The sequence below is a fragment of the Paraburkholderia phosphatilytica genome, from assembly GCF_003443895.1.
In the GTDB taxonomy this organism is placed as follows: domain Bacteria; phylum Pseudomonadota; class Gammaproteobacteria; order Burkholderiales; family Burkholderiaceae; genus Paraburkholderia; species Paraburkholderia phosphatilytica.
In genome coordinates, this window is record NZ_QQOA01000011.1 from 215019 (window position 1) to 231520 (window position 16502).

13 protein-coding genes and 1 pseudogene are annotated in these 16502 nt (G+C 59.2%); 5 read left to right on the forward strand and 9 right to left on the reverse strand.

Annotation, left to right across the window (positions count from 1 at the left end; translation table 11 throughout):
* The first annotated feature begins 1084 nt into the window (after window positions 1-1084).
* Both DVS29_RS14710 and DVS29_RS14715 read left to right on the forward strand, forming a co-directional pair.
* A complete protein-coding gene (locus DVS29_RS14710; protein WP_118181194.1) occupies window positions 1085-2050 on the forward strand; it encodes a ferritin-like domain-containing protein in 966 nt (321 codons plus the stop codon).
* A gap of 102 nt (window positions 2051-2152) precedes the next feature.
* The gene (locus DVS29_RS14715) at window positions 2153-3445 is read left to right on the forward strand and encodes an Nramp family divalent metal transporter (RefSeq protein ID WP_118181195.1); all 1293 of its coding nucleotides are present in this window, start codon (window positions 2153-2155) and stop codon (window positions 3443-3445) included.
* Between the two features lie 45 nt (window positions 3446-3490).
* Here DVS29_RS14715 and DVS29_RS14720 read toward each other — a convergent pair whose 3' ends face one another.
* The 8 genes and pseudogenes from DVS29_RS14720 to DVS29_RS37310 form a co-directional block, all read right to left on the reverse strand.
* A complete protein-coding gene (locus DVS29_RS14720; protein WP_164707914.1) occupies window positions 3491-4480 on the reverse strand; it encodes an alpha/beta hydrolase family protein in 990 nt (329 codons plus the stop codon).
* A gap of 743 nt (window positions 4481-5223) precedes the next feature.
* Window positions 5224-6099, reverse strand: coding sequence for a lipid A biosynthesis lauroyl acyltransferase (locus tag DVS29_RS14725; RefSeq protein WP_118181197.1), 876 nt, complete (start codon window positions 6097-6099; stop codon window positions 5224-5226).
* A gap of 593 nt (window positions 6100-6692) precedes the next feature.
* Window positions 6693-7070, reverse strand: a complete 378-nt coding sequence (locus DVS29_RS14730) for a type II toxin-antitoxin system VapC family toxin (protein WP_118181198.1) — start codon at window positions 7068-7070, stop codon at window positions 6693-6695.
* The gene (locus tag DVS29_RS14735; RefSeq protein WP_118181199.1) at window positions 7070-7303 is read right to left on the reverse strand and encodes a type II toxin-antitoxin system Phd/YefM family antitoxin; all 234 of its coding nucleotides are present in this window, start codon (window positions 7301-7303) and stop codon (window positions 7070-7072) included. Before DVS29_RS14735 ends, DVS29_RS14730 begins: the two co-directional genes overlap by 1 nt.
* Before the next feature lie 66 nt (window positions 7304-7369).
* Window positions 7370-7489, reverse strand: a pseudogene (locus DVS29_RS38320) (IS3 family transposase); the annotation flags it as partial.
* A 21-nt stretch (window positions 7490-7510) separates the two neighbouring features.
* Window positions 7511-9325 (reverse strand): bifunctional protein-serine/threonine kinase/phosphatase, encoded by a 1815-nt coding sequence (locus DVS29_RS14740; RefSeq protein ID WP_118181200.1) that lies wholly within the window; start codon window positions 9323-9325, stop codon window positions 7511-7513.
* Entirely contained in the window at window positions 9326-10852 is a 1527-nt protein-coding gene (locus DVS29_RS14745) for an APC family permease (RefSeq protein ID WP_240655612.1), read from the reverse strand.
* Between the two features lie 120 nt (window positions 10853-10972).
* Entirely contained in the window at window positions 10973-11380 is a 408-nt protein-coding gene (locus DVS29_RS37310) for a hypothetical protein (RefSeq protein WP_164707915.1), read from the reverse strand.
* A 761-nt stretch (window positions 11381-12141) separates the two neighbouring features.
* Here DVS29_RS37310 and DVS29_RS14755 point away from each other — a divergent pair.
* Window positions 12142-13296: a porin gene (locus tag DVS29_RS14755; protein WP_118181201.1), complete on the forward strand. Its 1155-nt coding sequence runs from the start codon at window positions 12142-12144 to the stop codon at window positions 13294-13296.
* A gap of 389 nt (window positions 13297-13685) precedes the next feature.
* Here DVS29_RS14755 and DVS29_RS14760 read toward each other — a convergent pair whose 3' ends face one another.
* Window positions 13686-14021 carry a transposase gene (locus DVS29_RS14760; RefSeq protein ID WP_276314302.1) on the reverse strand — a complete coding sequence of 112 codons (336 nt, stop codon included), beginning with the start codon at window positions 14019-14021 and terminating at the stop codon, window positions 13686-13688.
* A gap of 997 nt (window positions 14022-15018) precedes the next feature.
* On the opposite strand from DVS29_RS14760, the gene DVS29_RS36880 reads away from it, so the two are divergent.
* On the forward strand, window positions 15019-15729 hold the full coding sequence (locus DVS29_RS36880) for a hypothetical protein (RefSeq protein WP_124800641.1): 711 nt from the start codon (window positions 15019-15021) through the stop codon (window positions 15727-15729).
* 170 nt (window positions 15730-15899) lie between these two features.
* Window positions 15900-16289, forward strand: coding sequence for a lysozyme inhibitor LprI family protein (locus tag DVS29_RS14765; protein WP_164707916.1), 390 nt, complete (start codon window positions 15900-15902; stop codon window positions 16287-16289).
* Window positions 16290-16502: the final 213 nt, after the last annotated feature.

Consider the following 16502-nt stretch of genomic DNA (forward strand, 5'->3'; position numbering starts at 1 on the left):
ACCTCGACGCGTTTCGGTCATTCGCAACGTCGGACTACCGCAGCTTTCCGGCGCGGTCTCGACCGATCCCGCTGCTGGTCCGTCGGATTGCAGGCGATCGTATCTGCCCGCATGCCTGAAAGAACCCCACGCCTGTGTAAACGCCCCCATAGTTACGTCCGGTCGGTAACTGCGTCTCTCGCACGAGAATGCAACGCAAGATCTGCCTCTTTTTATGAATGCGTCGAAACGGTATTGTGAAGCCTCTCCCGGTCAGCTTTGGGAGCGACGTGTACGGGCCCCGGGGCATATCCTGCCCGGGGCCCTTTTTTGCCTTTCGCGTAGCCAAGGTGGTTGCGAGTGCAAGCGAACGGGCCGACGTCCCACGACGAGGTTATCGGTAGAGGGGGTCCCCTCATGCTTCTGGTCTTCCACGAGGTTTGCGGATACTGAATGCTGCGTGATGCAGCGGCGAAGACCGTTCATGCCCGGCGGCATGACGCCGGTGATCGCTTGCCGGCGCCGACCTTCCTTTCGAGGTGCGCACAGGGTTCCGATCTCAGAGTCTTTTTGCCTGTGTCTCCGATCTATCCGCAGGCGATCCGTGCGTGCAGGTTTCTCGGCGCTGACGCGATGCCAGCCGTGTGTCGAATGAGGCGTCGTTCCCTGAGACCGTCTTCATCGCCCGGGGCTGTGCTGAGACTCAATCTTGACAGCGGGAATATCGCTCTCCAGTTGCAGTGGGCAATGCACTGCTTCCATTCTCATGAGCTTTTTTATCCCGGCAATTCGAATGCCCTGCAAAGTAGCTCAGTTCCGTCCAGATCAGATCGTTAATTCGCAGTGCGAATAGATAATCGGTAATGTGCGTTCGCACATCGAAATATTTCGTTGAGTTGCATCCGGCATTCGAGTCGGGTCGTAAGTCGCGTTGAAGACCTGTTGATGTGCTCACCATCCTGGACGAAAGTCACCGGAGAGGCGTCGTTGTGTCTTCGAATACCGGAAGCGATCCGCGTTGTCGCATCGCCGGGCTGTTCTGTTGTCTCCGCGAACGCGAGTGCTGACGAGTCAGTTCTACCGAATCTTATCAAGGAGCAGAACCATGTCGGATTCAACGAAGATCATCGATGCCTTTGACCGTCGCGTGGAGCGTCGCGCAGCCCGACGCCAGTTTTTCAGGAATTCTGGAGGACTTGTGCTGGGACTTGCCGGCGGCGCTGTCATCAGCGCATGCGGCGGAGGAGGTATCAGCGTTCAGGCGAGCACGACCGCGCCAACCGACGAGGAAATCCTCAACTTTGCGCTCAACCTGGAGTATCTCGAATCACAGTTCTACTCCTATGCGGCGACAGGTGCTGGCTTGCCCGCAGCGATGACGGCGGGAACAGGGACAATGGGTACGGTGATTCCCGGTCAGGCGGTGCCGTTCCAGGATCCCGTAGTCAAGGCGTACGCCAATGAAATCGCCAACGATGAGCGCGAGCACGTGGCCTTCCTGCGAAGCGCACTGGGCTCTGCTGCCGTTGCGATGCCGTCCATCGATATCGGCGGCACGGATCCGAACGGCGCGTTCTCCAACGCAGCCCGGGCGGCCGGGCTCGTTGGCGCGGGTGCGGCATTCAATCCCTATGCGAACGACAACAACTTCCTGTTGGGCGCCTTCATTTTTGAGGATGTCGGCGTGACGGCCTACAAGGGCGCTTCACCGTTGATCTCGAACAAGACCTTCCTCGAGGCCGCTGCGGGCATCCTGGCTGCGGAGGCTTATCACGCGGGGCTCGTTCGCACGACGCTATACGCAAAAGGAGTCGACACCACGAGCCTTGTGAGCGCCGCCAACGCGATCTCGGCAGCGCGGGATAGCCTGGACAACAACGGCCATGACGATCAGGGCATCTCCGGCTCTGCCGCCGGGACCTCGAACATCGTGCCGCTGGACAGCAATGGCCTCGCGTACAGCAGGGCGTACGGCAACGTCCTGAATATCGTCTATCTCACCAGCGCGTCCGCCATGAAGGGCGGCTTCTTCCCGAATGGTGTGAACGGCACGTTGAACATGAGCGCATAGGTGCCATCGTCCGACCGGCTGCGCGGCGTCGGCGCGACCCGAACCGCGGTGGCCGGTATTCACGATTGCCTTGATCGAAGCACGCGCTCTTCAGGACCAGCCATGAACGATGCCGCAAACACCGTTGTCGCTTCACCCACGCTCACTGGCCGCACACGCGATGTGATTCGCGACACGCTCGCGGGGAGGCAACGCGGCCCACGCGCGATGGTGGCGCTCGCTGGACCCGCCATCGTCGCGTCGATCGCCTACATGGATCCAGGTAACTTTGCGACCAACATCCAGGCGGGCGCCGGATATGGATATTCATTGCTTTGGGTCGTGATTCTGGCGAACGTGCTCGCGATGTTGTTCCAGTCTTTGTCCGCGAAACTGGGGCTCGTGACCGGCCGCAATCTCGCGGAGATCTGTCGCGACAGGTTGCCACGTCCTCTTGTGATCGCGATGTGGATAGTCAGCGAAATTGCCGCGATGGCGACCGATCTGGCCGAATTCGTCGGCGGCGCGATTGGCATCTCACTCCTGCTGCATCTGGCAACGATTCCCTCGATGCTTGTGACGGCCGCGCTCACGTACAGCCTCCTGCAATTCGAAAAACGCGGATTTCGCCCGCTCGAACTGATCATCGCCGGACTGGTCGGCGTGATCGGCCTGTCATACGTGGCAGAACTCGTGCTCGCGCACGTCGCCTGGCTTGAGGTCGCATCAGGTGCGGTCACGCCTCGTTTTCAGGACCAGGGCGCATTGACGATCGCAGTCGGCATCGTCGGAGCGACTGTCATGCCGCACGTGCTCTTTCTGCATTCCGGGCTGATGCAAAACCGTGCGGAGATAGGAAGTGAAAAAGACCGTATGAAGCTGCTCCGGTTTTCAAACATCGAAATCGTCGCGGCGCTCGGTATCGCGGGCCTGATCAATGTTGCAATGGTCGTCATGGCGTCGGCTGCGTTTCATGCTGGCCACGCGGAAATCGCAGCGATCGAGACCGCCTGGCGCACGCTCGCGCCCTTGCTCGGGGCGGCTTCCGCGGGCCTCTTTCTGGTCGCACTGATTGCGTCCGGCATTTCGAGTTCGGTGGTCGGCACCATGGCCGGCCAGATGATCATGCAGGGCTTCGTCGGATTTCACGTGCCAGTCTGGGTGCGCCGTCTGGTCACCATGGTGCCTGCGTTCGTCGTAATCGGATGCGGTATCGACGTCACGCGGGCGCTGGTTTTGAGTCAGGTGCTGCTGAGCATCGCTTTGCCCGTGCCGATGGTCGCACTCACCTGGTTCACCTCGCGCGAAGCGGTGATGGGGTGCCACCGTAACCGGCGCCTCACTTCGATCCTCGCGACGGTGGGGGTCGTGGCGATCGTCGCGCTGAACGGACTTCTGGTCATGCAATCGGTCTAGCGACCGGTCGTTGGACGCGTGTCGTCGACCGGTTTCCGCCGTCAGTCAGTCGTGATCGGACGGCGCTCTCACTGCCTGCAGGATGATCTTGTTGATTGCGGTCCACGCGGGCGTCGAAGGCGTGACTTCATCGAAGTGTCCAGCCGCGGCAACTGTCACGGTCGACGCATCCATACCCGCCCTGCGGGCCAGTTCAACGAAGCGCGTCGCGAGCGCAGGCGACGCTATCGCATCGTTCTCGCCGTTCACGAACACGACTTTCGCATGGATGGGCAACATCTGCGCCGGCGAAGTGTCGGCATAGACATCGGACCGCGACGCGCTCGACGAGCCCGTCAACACGGCAGGATTCACCCCGCACGACTGTTCGATCGCATCAGCATCTCCACGCAGATCGGCGAGCGCGCCCAATGCGATGACTTCATTGATTTTCGTGGGGTCGTCCGTATAAAGCGGGCTGGTTGACGGGATTTCCGGCCTCGCTGCGGCCCAGAGTGCGAGATGGGCGCCAGCGGAGTGTCCGATGGCGATGACGCGATGCATGTCCAGACGCAATCTGTCCGCCTGCCTGTCGAGTTCGCCGAGACTCGCAGCGATGTCCTGATAGGTACCCGGGTATCCACCACCCGGCTCGTCAATGCCGCGATAACCGACATTCCAGACGGCGACGCCTTCGCGGGCCAGTACGCCCGCCAGGGCCTGGAATTGGCGCAGGCCCTGATATCGGCTGAGCCAGCACCCGCCATGGATCAGCACGACGACCGGGAAGGGGCCATCCCCTCGCGGACGGAAGAATTCGGCCATCTGGGACGCACCCGATCCATATCGGAACGTCTCGGTCGGCGCCGGCCCCCGAAGCTGCAGGTAGTCTTCGAGGTCAGTCGCGTTGCAACGGATCGTCCCGACCATCACAAGCGCCATGACTATGACGACCCGCGCCGCGCGCTGCACGATAGGTCGGTAGTTTAAATCCGTACGTCGCGTCATTGGCGGTTCCTCTGCGGTATCGCGCTCCTGGTCGTGATTCGAGTGCATCCGTCGTTTCCTGCTTCGACTGCTGCCGCAGCTCAGGCAATGAATTGAGCCCATCGAGAGAGCAGCATACCCAATTGCAGGAAATCCTCGACCCCCGGCGCCATTGTTGGCAGATGAAGAAACGGGAAATCCACTCTAGACGGAGATCGATACGCGGGTTCCGCGAGAGTCCGCTCTCCGTTCATCATTGGACCTCAGACGATGAACGTTAGATGACCGTCTTGGGTCGAGGGCGGTCCTCCGCGTCAGGGCGCAAGGCCATATGAAGCAGCCATTGGCCTTCCAATCGACAGGTGCTTAAATTGTCCGATCGACGTTGAAACCCGCCTGATAGCCTCGGCGAGCAACGCGGCCAATCCGGTCGATCAACGACGACTGGTATCGCACACGCGAGTTGTCCCTACCTCATGTGCGAAATCGAAATCATGCCTAGCTCATCGAAGTTCATTTCAATGATTCAGCAAGACCGTCCCTCTGGGTTGATCAGCATAGGTGTCGACATAGCTTCGAGCCGCCTTGACGTCGAGAGAAGAATGTCTCGCCTGAATTCGTGCCCTGAGAACCGGTTACAGCGGCGCGCATTCATTCAGCCGGTGCATCTCCGGGCCGCGGCAGGGATCGCGCCTCCAACTTCCGCCGACAACGGCCTCGAATGCATGCGGCTCTGGAATGTAGCGGACTTTGCTGAATTTGCGTCGACGCCGGCAAACGCTGCCTGCAGGCTCCATGACCTGCCGAGCCTTTCAATATACCGATGCCATACCAGGTGGTCGGTGCTTGAAGCGTCGGTGCACCCAGTAATACTGCTCGGGAAACCTAAGGACCTGCTCCTCAAGAAACGCATTCATGCGGCGTGCGTCGACCACATCGCTCCCCGATGGGAAGTCCGTGAGCGGCTCGAAAATCGTCAACTTATACCCTTGATAGTTCGGGAGCACCTCAGTCACGAACGGAACAACCCGCGCGCGCCCCAGTCTCGCGAGGCGCGAAACAGCCGTTAGCGTACAGGCGGGAACGCCGAAGAAAGGGACAAAAACAGAGTTGTCAACGCCCTGGTCCATGTCCGCCGCGAGCATGACGGGTTTGCCGGAACGCAACAATCCCACGATCTTTTTGGCGCTGGTCGCGCGCTCGATCATCTCGGCCCCGAATCGGCCGCGTTGCCGTTTGGCCAGCGCGCATAGGGCCGTGCTTGACATCCGTGTGTACAGCGAGGCAACCGGGAGGCGCGTCGAGTAGAGCATGCAACCGACCTCAATGCCCACGAAGTGAAACCCCATGAAGATGGTGGGCGGGGCAGCGTCGTCGTCGAGATCAATTTTGCTTTCGATCTGGACGATATCCCGGATCGACTGCGCACTGCCAAACCACTGGATGCCTCGCTCGAGATAGCTGCGAACAACGTGGCGGAAATGATCTCTGGCGAGCTTCTGATGTTCGCGGCTGGTCTTCTCGGGGAAGCAAAGACGCAAGTTCACCAGGACGATATGCTTGCGGCGACTCGGAACCGCATACAGCGCGGTGCCGACAACCATCCCGAGCCTTGCGACGAATTTGTAAGGAAGTACGGAAAGCGTGCGTAGCAACACCACGATGAACACAAAACCGAGGTGTTTCAAAGACTGTCCCCTCTGGATGGTAATGTTTGGAAAGCGCCGCCGAACGCCATGCGGGCGAACTTTCCGTTCGTCGCCGCGTCATGGAAATGTTTTTCGCTCAAGATACGGACTACGGACTGCATAGCCCAGGTTGCGATCATTGGATTGCAAGGACGACTTGCGAGTTAGGCAGTGTAGCAGACGGCTCAGGTGTGACCCACTTCGACGATTCTGGTCGTGAACCGTCGAAACCAGCGACGACGACTCGGTTCCCAAACTCAAAGCGAGTTCCTGCTGGTAACGGTTGTGCGAACGGCACTTCCACGCCGATACCGGAGGTTCGCAGGCAGCGGTGACGTGCTTGCCGTATTCGAGCCGACCGAACGCCACAACGAGGCCACCAACTTCCTCGCAAAAGCTTTGGGCAAAATCGTCACTAGCCGGGATATCTCGCATGTCGCCCCCGAAATCGATATCGCATTTTCGGCGACCCGCTTGATTTGGTTCCAGCGATGTTGGACCGCTGTGGGCACCGTGGCACACTACTCGTTGCGATCAACACGCTGTAGGAATCTATGCTGGGTGAGACAGTTCTTGAAGAGCTGTTGCGCGGATCAAATCTTGATTAGGAGGTCCGTGTACTTCGCTACGTTGTCATCGTCGGACAATAACCGAAGCGGTTCAGTAATAGCCTGTGCAACCAGAATGCGATCAAACGGATCGCGGTGAATATCAGGCAGATCGCGAACTGCCGCAGCGTGGACCGCTGTTACCGGCAGTTCGCGAAAGCCCGCTTCTTCCATGCGCGCCACTAGCTCGTTCACGTCAGCGTCAAGCTTCCCGAGTCCCGACTTGATTGAAATTTCCCAAATGCTCGCAGCACTGACAAATACGGCATCAGCACTCAACATGGTCGCCTCGGCGTGTTTCGGAAGCTTTCTGTCGCCGCCCATTGCCCACAAAAAAACATGTGTGTCGATCAACAGGCGCATTACCGACCCTCAAACGTTGCCAAGACATCTTCCGGCAAAGGCGCATCGAAATCCTCAGTGATCCTGATCTTCCCCTTCATCAAGCCGAAGCGAAGCTTGGGCTTTTGATCGACGGGAACAAGACGCACCAACGGGGTTCCAGCCTTCGCAATAACGACCTCTTCGCCCCCGACAGCCGCTTCGATAAGACGCGAGAGTTGCGACTTGGCTTCGTGAATATTTACAGTCTGCATAATGCCTCCATCCGATTTGGCTTAGTTTAGCCTAGCTAACTCGGAGATGCAATCGTCCTAATACACTGCATTGCAGAAAACAAGCCAGTCGACGATTTCGTCCATCGCAGCACGCCGCATCGCGAAGTGCCGACCGTGCAGTCGTGCGACCTTCAGCGAACTCCACAGGCTTTCGGTGGGCGCATCCCTGGGCCGGCCCGCGCCTGGTTAATACCGCAGCAATGACCAAAGCAGAACTACCGCCAATACCCCGGCGACCAGCTGCCAGAACAGCACCGGATTGCGCTCGAGCAAAGGCCGGAATCGAGATGGCGCCACGGTCTCGTTGACGTTCGGGAAGCGCTCGATGTCGGCGCAAACCTCAAGCACATCCTGATACCGGCGCTCCGGATCGGGCTGCAGGGCCTTCTCCAGCACCGCGTCGAGCCATCGCGGTGCGTCGGGCCGGTATCGATAGAGTGGCACCCGGCCGTTGAAGCCGTAGGGGAGTTTGCCGCCACTGAACAGCCGATACAGCGTCACGCCATACGCGAACACCTCGGAGCGGCTGTCACCCTTCGAGCCTTCCATCAGCTCGGGCGCCATGTAAGCTGGCGAACCCGGGGTTGCTTCTGGGTCTGGAGCGTCGAAGCCTGGCATATGGCCAAAACCAAGATCGAGCAGGCGTGTGCTGTCGTCCGCAAGGACCAGCACGTTCTCGGGCTTGATGTCCCGGTGAAAGACGTTACGGCGATTGAGTGCGTCGATCGAGAGGCCGAGATGTCGCGCGATAGCCAGCGCACGCGGCAGTGAGATCGCCTGCGGCTGCTCCAGCAGTTTTTCGAGCGTAACGCCGGCGCCGAGCGGGATCACAACGTAAAGTCGGGTCTGGCGCCCGGCATCGACCGGCATCGGCGCAAGCACGCTTCCTTCGGCGATCCTGCCGGCCAGCCAGCGCTCACGGACGATCGACTGACGCACGTTCTCATCCTCTGCCACACGCGGCTTCGGAAACTTCAGGGCGAGTGGTACCTGCGGATTCGCCAGATCGTAGCCCGCGAAAATACGGGAGTAGGGGCCGTCGCTCAGCAGACCGGTCAGGCAGAATCCGTCGATGACGTTGCCCACGTCGGGCACAGCCGCAATTGGCAACGCACCGACTACCCGCTCCAGGTAGTCGAGATCGAGCGGAGGCAACGCGCCCACATCAAGCACGGCACCAGTCACGTCGTCCTGCGAGTTGCGCGCGATGGCCAGCGCATTCAGGCGACGCGCGGTATCGAGCGCGCTTCTGCGCATTGCCAGCACCGCCTGCAACTCGCGTGTCGGCACGCGCCGGTAGAGACCATCGGAACAGATGAGCAGGCGATCCCCTTCTAGCAGTTCGAAGATTTCCATGCGGGTCAGCAGTGTTGGATGCAGGCCGACCGCCTGCACGACATAGGCACCGAAGGCGACTGGCTCGACGTCGTCATCGCCAAGCTGGGTCAGGATGCCGTCGCGCAGCAGATAGAGGCGGACGTCGCCAGCCGCCACCATATACCCGGTGGCGCGGCGCACGATCAGCGCCGCAAATGAAGCGGCCATCTGCTTCAGTGCAGGATCGACGCGCCCCATGTGGTGCAGCCAGCGGTTCGTCGACTCGAGCGCGCGGGCCGCTGCCAGTTTGATCGGGAGGGTGTCGGGAAGACCGTAGTACGCATCGATGAAGGTCCGCACCGAAAGCTCGGCCGCAATACGGCCGCCCTGGCTGCCGCTTACCCCGTCTGCCAGGGCAATCACGCTGCCGCGCGCGGCGCGCTCAGCGAGATTGCCGGGCATTACGCCGACATAGTCTTCGTTGACGCGGGACCGCCCCCGTATGGAGGCAGGCATCGAGACACAGCCGATCGAAAGGGCGGCGCATTCGCCGCGCTCAGGCTGCAGGTGCAGATCGATCTCCTGAGCGGCCGCTCCGCCCGGCTTGCTCCCGCTTTCAGCGTCGACTGTCTCGGCCTTCGCGGCTGGTTCGGACAGTGTTTCGCGGAAGGCGGGAGTGCGCATTTACTTTTTGCCGTGTGTCATGACTTCGCTGGTCTCCAGATCATGCTCGATCTTCGCGAGCACCTGAGGCGAGCGCTTCCTGAGCATCATCAGCCACGCGATACCGACCAGCATATACACGACGAAGAGATACGGCAGGATGTTGTACGGGAAGTCGGGAACCGGGTACACGCTGCCGATCACCGCACCGACCATGGCGAGCGCTCCGAGCACGCCCCATACGACGGCGGACGTCGCGGGCTGACCCTGCTTCTTCAAATAGATTGGCGCCGACACCGCGACCAGGAAGTACGTCACCAGAAATCCGAAGGTTGCGAACGTGCTGGTGTAGCCGAAGGTATTGAGCGGACCCGTGCCGAGCATTGCAATGCAGACCGCCAGCGTCACGAGTGCCGAGAACGCAACCGCGATATAGGGCGTGCGGTGGGTGCGGTGAACCATGCCCATCGAACGATGCACGAACTGGTAGCGGCCCATCGAATAGAGCAGGCGGCTCGACGAGTTGATGCAGGCGAGCACGCACGAGAATGCGCTGACCGAAGCGATCAGATAGAACACCGGGCCGAGCGGCGAAGCGCCGACGCTCGCGAGCAACGTGTTGAGGACGGCCGAGTCGCCTCCCAGTTTTGCCGTGTCGTCATGGTAAGCGATAGTCATCGAATAGGCGACGAACATGAAAAACAGTCCTGACAGGATTACGCTCCATACCACCGCGCGCGGAATCACGCGCAGCGGGTCGCGGGTTTCCTGACCAAGCGAGGCCGCGCTTTCGAAACCGACGTACGAGAAGATACCGAGCACCATGCCCTGTGCCATGCCCTTGCCTGTCACGCCCTGCAGGCGCAACTGGGCGTGATCGACAATGTGGTCCGGATGCATGGCGAGCACATAGAGCAGCACTCCCGCCACGATCACCACCGATGCTGCTTCGATCGCCAGCGAGAGGCGGGAGGAAAGCTTCACGTCGCGTGCCGAAAAAAACCACGCCAGGCCGACAAAGATCACATAGGTCGCCCATGACGGGATGCTGATGTTCCAGGCTGAAAACGCGTTCTGCACGAATACCACCCCGGCGGCGCCGACACCCATCGCGGTGCCGATGTAGGCGGCGATCAAACCCCAGCCGGCTATGCCACCCGCCATTGGGCCGAGTGCGCGGGAGATGTAGACGAAAAACGAGCCCGCGGATGCGATCCGGCTGGAGAGAGCGATGATGCTCATGCTCACCAGCAGCAGCCCGATTGTAGAAAGCCCGTAGATGAGCCAGGTGCCCGCGCCGGCCAGCGCGGCGATCGCGGTGACGTTGATGGATGGCGTAAAGGTCGGAGAAAGATTCGCGATCGATTGACCAATCACTTCGGCGAATCCGAGACTGCCGGAGCGCAAGTCACTTGACGATACCGCTTCCGCGTGCGTTCCGGTTTGTCGCATATTCATGTAGGATTCCTTATTGAATAGATAGGTAATTCGATGCAGTGTGATGAGCAGCCGGTCGAGGAGAACTGGAAAAGGCAAGGTCCGTGCCATGCAGGTGACCGGGATCACACATCCGGCCGGGTAAGACCGATCGCGGCGGAGAGTCGCCGGGCGTGGAAAAACCTTGCGGGAAAGAGGTGCACGAATCAACCAGTGGTGGTGCGGCGGTACTCAAACGGTGCCTGTGCGCTCACGGAAGATTCCCGGAATAACGCCGATCGCGTCCACCGGGCGACGCGGTCGCGCAAGAGGGGCGCGAGGCGCCCCGTCCAGCTCTGGAGCGCTGCCGACGATCGTCATCAGCCGCATCCTTTTTACGACGAGCCGGTACGTGAGGAACTGCCCGGCGCGCCCGAATATCACGCAGTCGGCAACGCAGGCCACCAAGAATTCCTTCCACCCTGCGATGCCCGGCTTTCCCGTATACGGCCGGAGATCTGCAGCAGTCTGCCGGGCTTGAACCGCGCTGCGTTTCATGAACAGTTCGACGCTGCCATCGTGCGGTTTTTTCAGGCAACGCTGCGATAGATAGAAGACGTCTCGCCTTGCGTGTGCCGGCGCAACGAAAAGCGGCTGCATGGATGCCGCCAGCTTCCGGCGTCCTGTCTTTCAATCCAGCTTTCGAACCCGGCATACATGGTGGGCAGAGACACGTCATTGCCGGCAATCTGCCCGCTTCCGTGCGCGATCGATATCGACGCATCAGGACCGTTCAGTTCCGGGGTAACGCATCCCGGCTCACCTTGACTGCGTCCGTCTGGCAGGAGGCCGTCGACCACGCATTAATCTGACTGGATATTGCATTCCTGTCGCTGTATTTCATGTGCGGATCAATTCAGATCTGGAAAGGCTGGCTAACAATTCTGAAACAGAATCGAATGAACTATTTTCTGAAAAGATAATAAACAAGAAATTCGAATCAGACGTTCCAGTCCGGCCATGTCTCCGATTCATGAACCGCCTGGCGTACGCATTCGACAGGCCGGCCGGGCAGATCAGAAGCCGGTGCTCCGGCGAACAGGTCCTGTGCCTCTCTGACAGGGCTTTTCTGCATCTCAGCCCTTCCATCATCTGGCAATCCTGTGAAATCCACCTCGCCTTGACGCGAAGATGAGGGCCGGCTAGATTCGGGTCCGTCCGGGTCGTTTTATCCATTTCTCCTGCAATTTTTCATTGCTGGCCCAGACTTCAGGCCATGGCATACATGGCCTTTTTTTATCCCCGTAAGAATCTGCGCGATGAATGGTTGCATATAACCAACATCTTTCTGATTCTATGCGTGACCAGGCGCTATTCTGCGTTCCGCTTTAACCCGTTTAAACCAGTGGATTGAGGATTGGATGAAAAAGACATCATTGGCTGCAGTTTCCCTTGCGCTGCTTGCAGTGGCAGGTGCGGCGCGCGCGCAGAGCAGCGTCACGTTGTACGGCCTCATCGACGAAGGCGTGATGTACGTGAATCATGCATCGGCGAGCGCGAACGAGATCGGTCTTAGTTCGGGCAATCTCAGCGGAAGTCGCTGGGGGCTGAAGGGATCAGAGGATCTGGGCTCCGGGCTGAAGGCCATCTTCGCGCTCGAAAGCGGCTTCAACGTGAACACCGGCAAGCTTGGCCAGTCGAGCCGGATGTTTGGCCGCCAGGCCTATGTCGGGCTGACGGGCGACAGCTGGGGCTCCGTGACGCTAGGTCGCCAGTACGACCCGGAAGTCGACCTCGTCCAGCCGGTCACGGGCGACAACTACTTTGCGAGCAGCTTTGCGACGCCCGGTGACGTGGACAACAACGACAACAGTGCGCGCGTCAACAACGCAGTCAAATACTCGTCGCCCAGCTACGGCGGCCTGAAGTTCGAAGGTCTTTACGCGTTCAGTGGCGTAGCGGGCCAGACGGGCCAGGGTTACACGTATAGCGGCGCGGTTTCCTATACGACGGGCGGCCTGTCGCTTGCGGGCGGCTATCTGCGGATGACCAACGACAGCGGCGACGGCGCGGCCCGTACCACCTGGAGCAGCGCGACCGGCGACTCGGTATTCGACAGCGATATCAACAGCGGCTACGCAACGGCGAAGTCCGTCGGCATCGCCCAGGCGGCTGCCCGGTACGTCGCCGGTCCGGTGACGCTTGGAGTGGGCTACAGCAACGCACAGTACAAGGCCGACGCGTCGTCCTCGTTTGGCAGTACAGAGAAGTACAATACCGCCAAGGCGTTCGCCCTGTACCAGTTCACCCCGTCCGTGATGGCGGGCGTTGGTTACGCTTACACGTCGGCAAGCGGCGATACGGATGCGCACTACAACCAGGTCAGCGTCGGGGCGGACTATCTGGTTTCGAAGCGTACCGACTTTTACATGGTGGGTGCCTACCAGCATGCAAATGGCACGCAGCGTCTGTCGGATGGTTCGACACAGGCCGCCGTCGCCTCGATCGGTTCTTATGGTTACAGCGGCACCGACTCGCAGGCACTGCTGATGGTCGGTATCCGCCACCGGTTCTGATGCAGCAGCCAGGCGGCGGTGCGGCCAGCCTGCTGCCATGACGGCACACTGAGAAAGACCGGATCCTGTCCAGGTCTTTCTCATCGGCAGGTCGCCTCGCAAAAAAATCGACCTGACCTGGCGTTGCGCCTGAAGCGCTCTCCGGCACGGTTGCCTGAGCAGTCTTTCGTTCCGAACTACGGGGCCTGGCTCGCCCACTGCGATCGGCGCGGCCAGCAGATGAGCGGGACTGGCCAGCACATTCCAGTCTTCGCGAGCGACTGCAGACGGCCTATTTCGTTGAAAAAGCCCAGTTTTCGCTCACGGACGTGCTCATGTTTGCGCTGCGATCGACGCGCCCAGCGCTCTTTCCGATCGTGCTGCTTCTGCGCATCGCCACGCGATGCGTATCAAGCAGCCGCTACCGCCATTTTCTCCTGCTTTGGCATCAACCGCTTCGCCATTCGCCTCAAATTCTGCGCAGTTGCGGCCAACAAGAACTCGTCGTGAGGACCTGATGGACCTCGCAGTCGGAGACGATCGAGCTTGAGGACGCATTTGAGGTGAGCAAACAGAATCTCTACCTTTTTGCGATCCTTGCGTGACAGCCTGTATGCCCTTTGAAAAGTCGATTGCTGCGGTACCAGTCTGGAAAGCGGCGCAGTGGTTTGTGGAAAAACGGCCATGGCTGGATAGTCGCCCTGTTGGCACGCGTCGCGTGATGGCGTTGGTCGCAGGTCGGCCATGAGCGGTCATTCGACAGCGGCGCCCGATTCGTCGACAATCGAATAATCCTAGCTCTGGGTGGCATCAGGGGCCTTCACTCCGGGCGCTTTATCGAATAGCCAGTGTTGCTGGCCCTTATCGACCCCTACGTATCCTGGAGGATCGACGTTCCCTCCTTCTGGACAACAACTTGAAAATGAAAATGTGTCGTCGCCCGACCGTCATTTTTTTCACCCTGTTCCTCCTTTTGGGACACGCGGCTGCGTCCCCGGTCGTTCAGCCCTCCGAGACTGATTTGCATGCTGCCTATTGTCTTGGCACAGAAAGGCAAGAAGCGTCGTGGGAAAGCAAAGCGGCGGCGGCTTCCACAAATCCAAGGACCATAAGTTTTCACAAGCGGACTGCAGCGTCAGCGACAGAACGAATCGCGCGCCTGCATCAATACCTTGATGGTCGATTCGGGTCCGTCAAACCCACGGAGATTGACCTGGCGACTGAGCGTGGCTTATCGGACGCTGAAGCCCTGGTGTCCGATTCTCGAGTGCAGGCATGTACGAAGAAATGCCGCGCTCTCCCGCTGACAGGCCGGACTGCCGATGACGTGAAACAGTGCATGGCTCCTTGTGACAAAAGGCTGCCGAAGATATGGAGTTGCAAAGAGTTATCGCAATTACCATAGCTGTGGACATAACGACATCGTACCGAGGGAACCGGCTAGTCGCTGCCATGAACGGACATTCGTACAAGCAGTCACGGAAGCCGCAATGTAGACCGTTCGGTGCGGCAGAGCCCAGGGAGATCAACGTATCATCCATTGATACCGAGAGAATCATTTCATTCCGCTTGCTCGACATACATCGCGATTTTTGTGCGATTGCTACAGTATTCTTTCTAGCGCGGTGTGATTGAGTAGCAATTGCCCGTGAGAATTGTCTCTCACCGACTCCAGTCGGCACTCGGCGTCTTTCTCGATGCAATGGCATCGAACCAGTCATAGGGGTCATGTGGAGATCGATCATGAAGAAGCCTGCTGGTCAAGGAAAATTGACTTCGCAGAACACCCTCGCTTCTAGCTGGGCAATCTGGACTATGAGTTGTGCTTTTCTGGTTGCGTATCATTGGGCTGCTGGCATAGCCTCACATGCCTATGAATCTTCTTTAGTCTTGGAGCCGGGTCGATCGATCGACATTCGCGTCGCTAGTCTATTTGGACATGCAATCGAAGCCGAGTTGATCTTCCAGAGGAAGGGATCAGACCGGAGAGCGAACGTACTCGGCGAATGGAAAACCAGAGCATCAGATGGGGGCGCGCTTGTTTTCCCGGACCCTGGCAAGCAAGTAGCGCTGACCGTTTCGGTAAACAGCGAAGACGTTGCTCGCCTGGAAGCGATGCCTGCCAGCGGATTTGGTACAGGCGTTGTGATGAGGAGATTGTCCGAAAACGGACCAGCGAACCGGCATCTCTGGTCGCCGCCTTTGCACCCAATCAGGATGAGGGCTACGCCCGGTTCAAACGATGTTGTGTTCACAGTGGCGGATGTGGATCCCGAATTAATGGGGGAGAAGGTCACTGTACTGATTCAGCCTCCGTTTGGGATGATGGGAGCGCAAAAGGGTTACTTCATTCTAATTGCGCTGTGGCCAGTCTATGCGATTGGTGGTTTAGCCCTCGCAATATGGACCGCGTTCCTTATCCGAAGCACCTGGCGGACGTGTCGACACTCGTAGTAAAAGGGTCACTCGGCGGCGAGTCCTGACTCTCATTCCACGCGGAGATCTCATTTTTCTATGGAAACGCTTTCCACTATCGAATCGACCCAACAATCGACCGTGCTCCAAACAATCCAGAAGAAATGCAACTATCCGGCTTTGCAACCCCAAGGAGAAGAAACACCAGAATGAAGAAGCTCTCACTATCGGTGATCCTTTGCGTCGCTACCGCAAGCCTCGCCGCGATTGCAAACGAACAAAAGCCCGTTTGCCGCAACGACGGATCGGGTATTGACAGCGCAGTTTGTGCGCACGAAGACTTCGTTAAAGCTGACGCGCAGCTAAACGAAGCGTACCAGGCCGCACTCGAATTGCTGAGCGGTGATAGAGATCGAGCCGATGCGAAAATAGCCTTAGTGGGTGCACAACGAGAATGGATCAAGTTCCGCGATGCAGATTGCCAAGTTCAAGATCGAATTTTTCAGCAAGGAAGCATGCGCGCCGCGATGGTGGAGATTTGCTTGAAGGATTTGACGGATCAGCGAACAAGGGAGTTGAAACAACTTTGGCTACCCTAGCGAACGGAGGTCGCCGCCTCGCTGCGCCGGCTGAATGAAACGCTTGCCGTTGACGACCGTCGTGCCGGGGTCGTGGACCCTATCGGCCACAATCGGCCGTTCAGAGATTTGAAAGACCTGCCATTCGGTTGGCAGCTTTACACCCTGAACCTGACGGACGATCTACTCGCACGATTGGGCCCTAGCTGCCATTGCCCGGCGGAATCGCCAATT

Bases quoted from the DNA above. Each gene is read 5' to 3' on its own strand.
- DVS29_RS14710 (WP_118181194.1), top strand. From the start codon at position 1,085: ATGTCGGATTCAACGAAGATCATCGATGCCTTTGACCGTCGCGTGGAG.
- DVS29_RS14715 (WP_118181195.1), top strand. From the start codon at position 2,153: ATGAACGATGCCGCAAACACCGTTGTCGCTTCACCCACGCTCACTGGC.
- DVS29_RS14720 (WP_164707914.1), bottom strand. From the start codon at position 4,480: ATGCACTCGAATCACGACCAGGAGCGCGATACCGCAGAGGAACCGCCA.
- DVS29_RS14730 (WP_118181198.1), bottom strand. From the start codon at position 7,070: ATGCGCCTGTTGATCGACACACATGTTTTTTTGTGGGCAATGGGCGGC.
- DVS29_RS14735 (WP_118181199.1), bottom strand. From the start codon at position 7,303: ATGCAGACTGTAAATATTCACGAAGCCAAGTCGCAACTCTCGCGTCTT.
- DVS29_RS14740 (WP_118181200.1), bottom strand. From the start codon at position 9,325: ATGCGCACTCCCGCCTTCCGCGAAACACTGTCCGAACCAGCCGCGAAG.
- DVS29_RS14745 (WP_240655612.1), bottom strand. From the start codon at position 10,852: ATGGCACGGACCTTGCCTTTTCCAGTTCTCCTCGACCGGCTGCTCATC.
- DVS29_RS37310 (WP_164707915.1), bottom strand. From the start codon at position 11,380: ATGCAGCCGCTTTTCGTTGCGCCGGCACACGCAAGGCGAGACGTCTTC.
- DVS29_RS14755 (WP_118181201.1), top strand. From the start codon at position 12,142: ATGAAAAAGACATCATTGGCTGCAGTTTCCCTTGCGCTGCTTGCAGTG.
- DVS29_RS14760 (WP_276314302.1), bottom strand. From the start codon at position 14,021: ATGGCCGACCTGCGACCAACGCCATCACGCGACGCGTGCCAACAGGGC.
- DVS29_RS36880 (WP_124800641.1), top strand. From the start codon at position 15,019: ATGAAGAAGCCTGCTGGTCAAGGAAAATTGACTTCGCAGAACACCCTC.
- DVS29_RS14765 (WP_164707916.1), top strand. From the start codon at position 15,900: ATGAAGAAGCTCTCACTATCGGTGATCCTTTGCGTCGCTACCGCAAGC.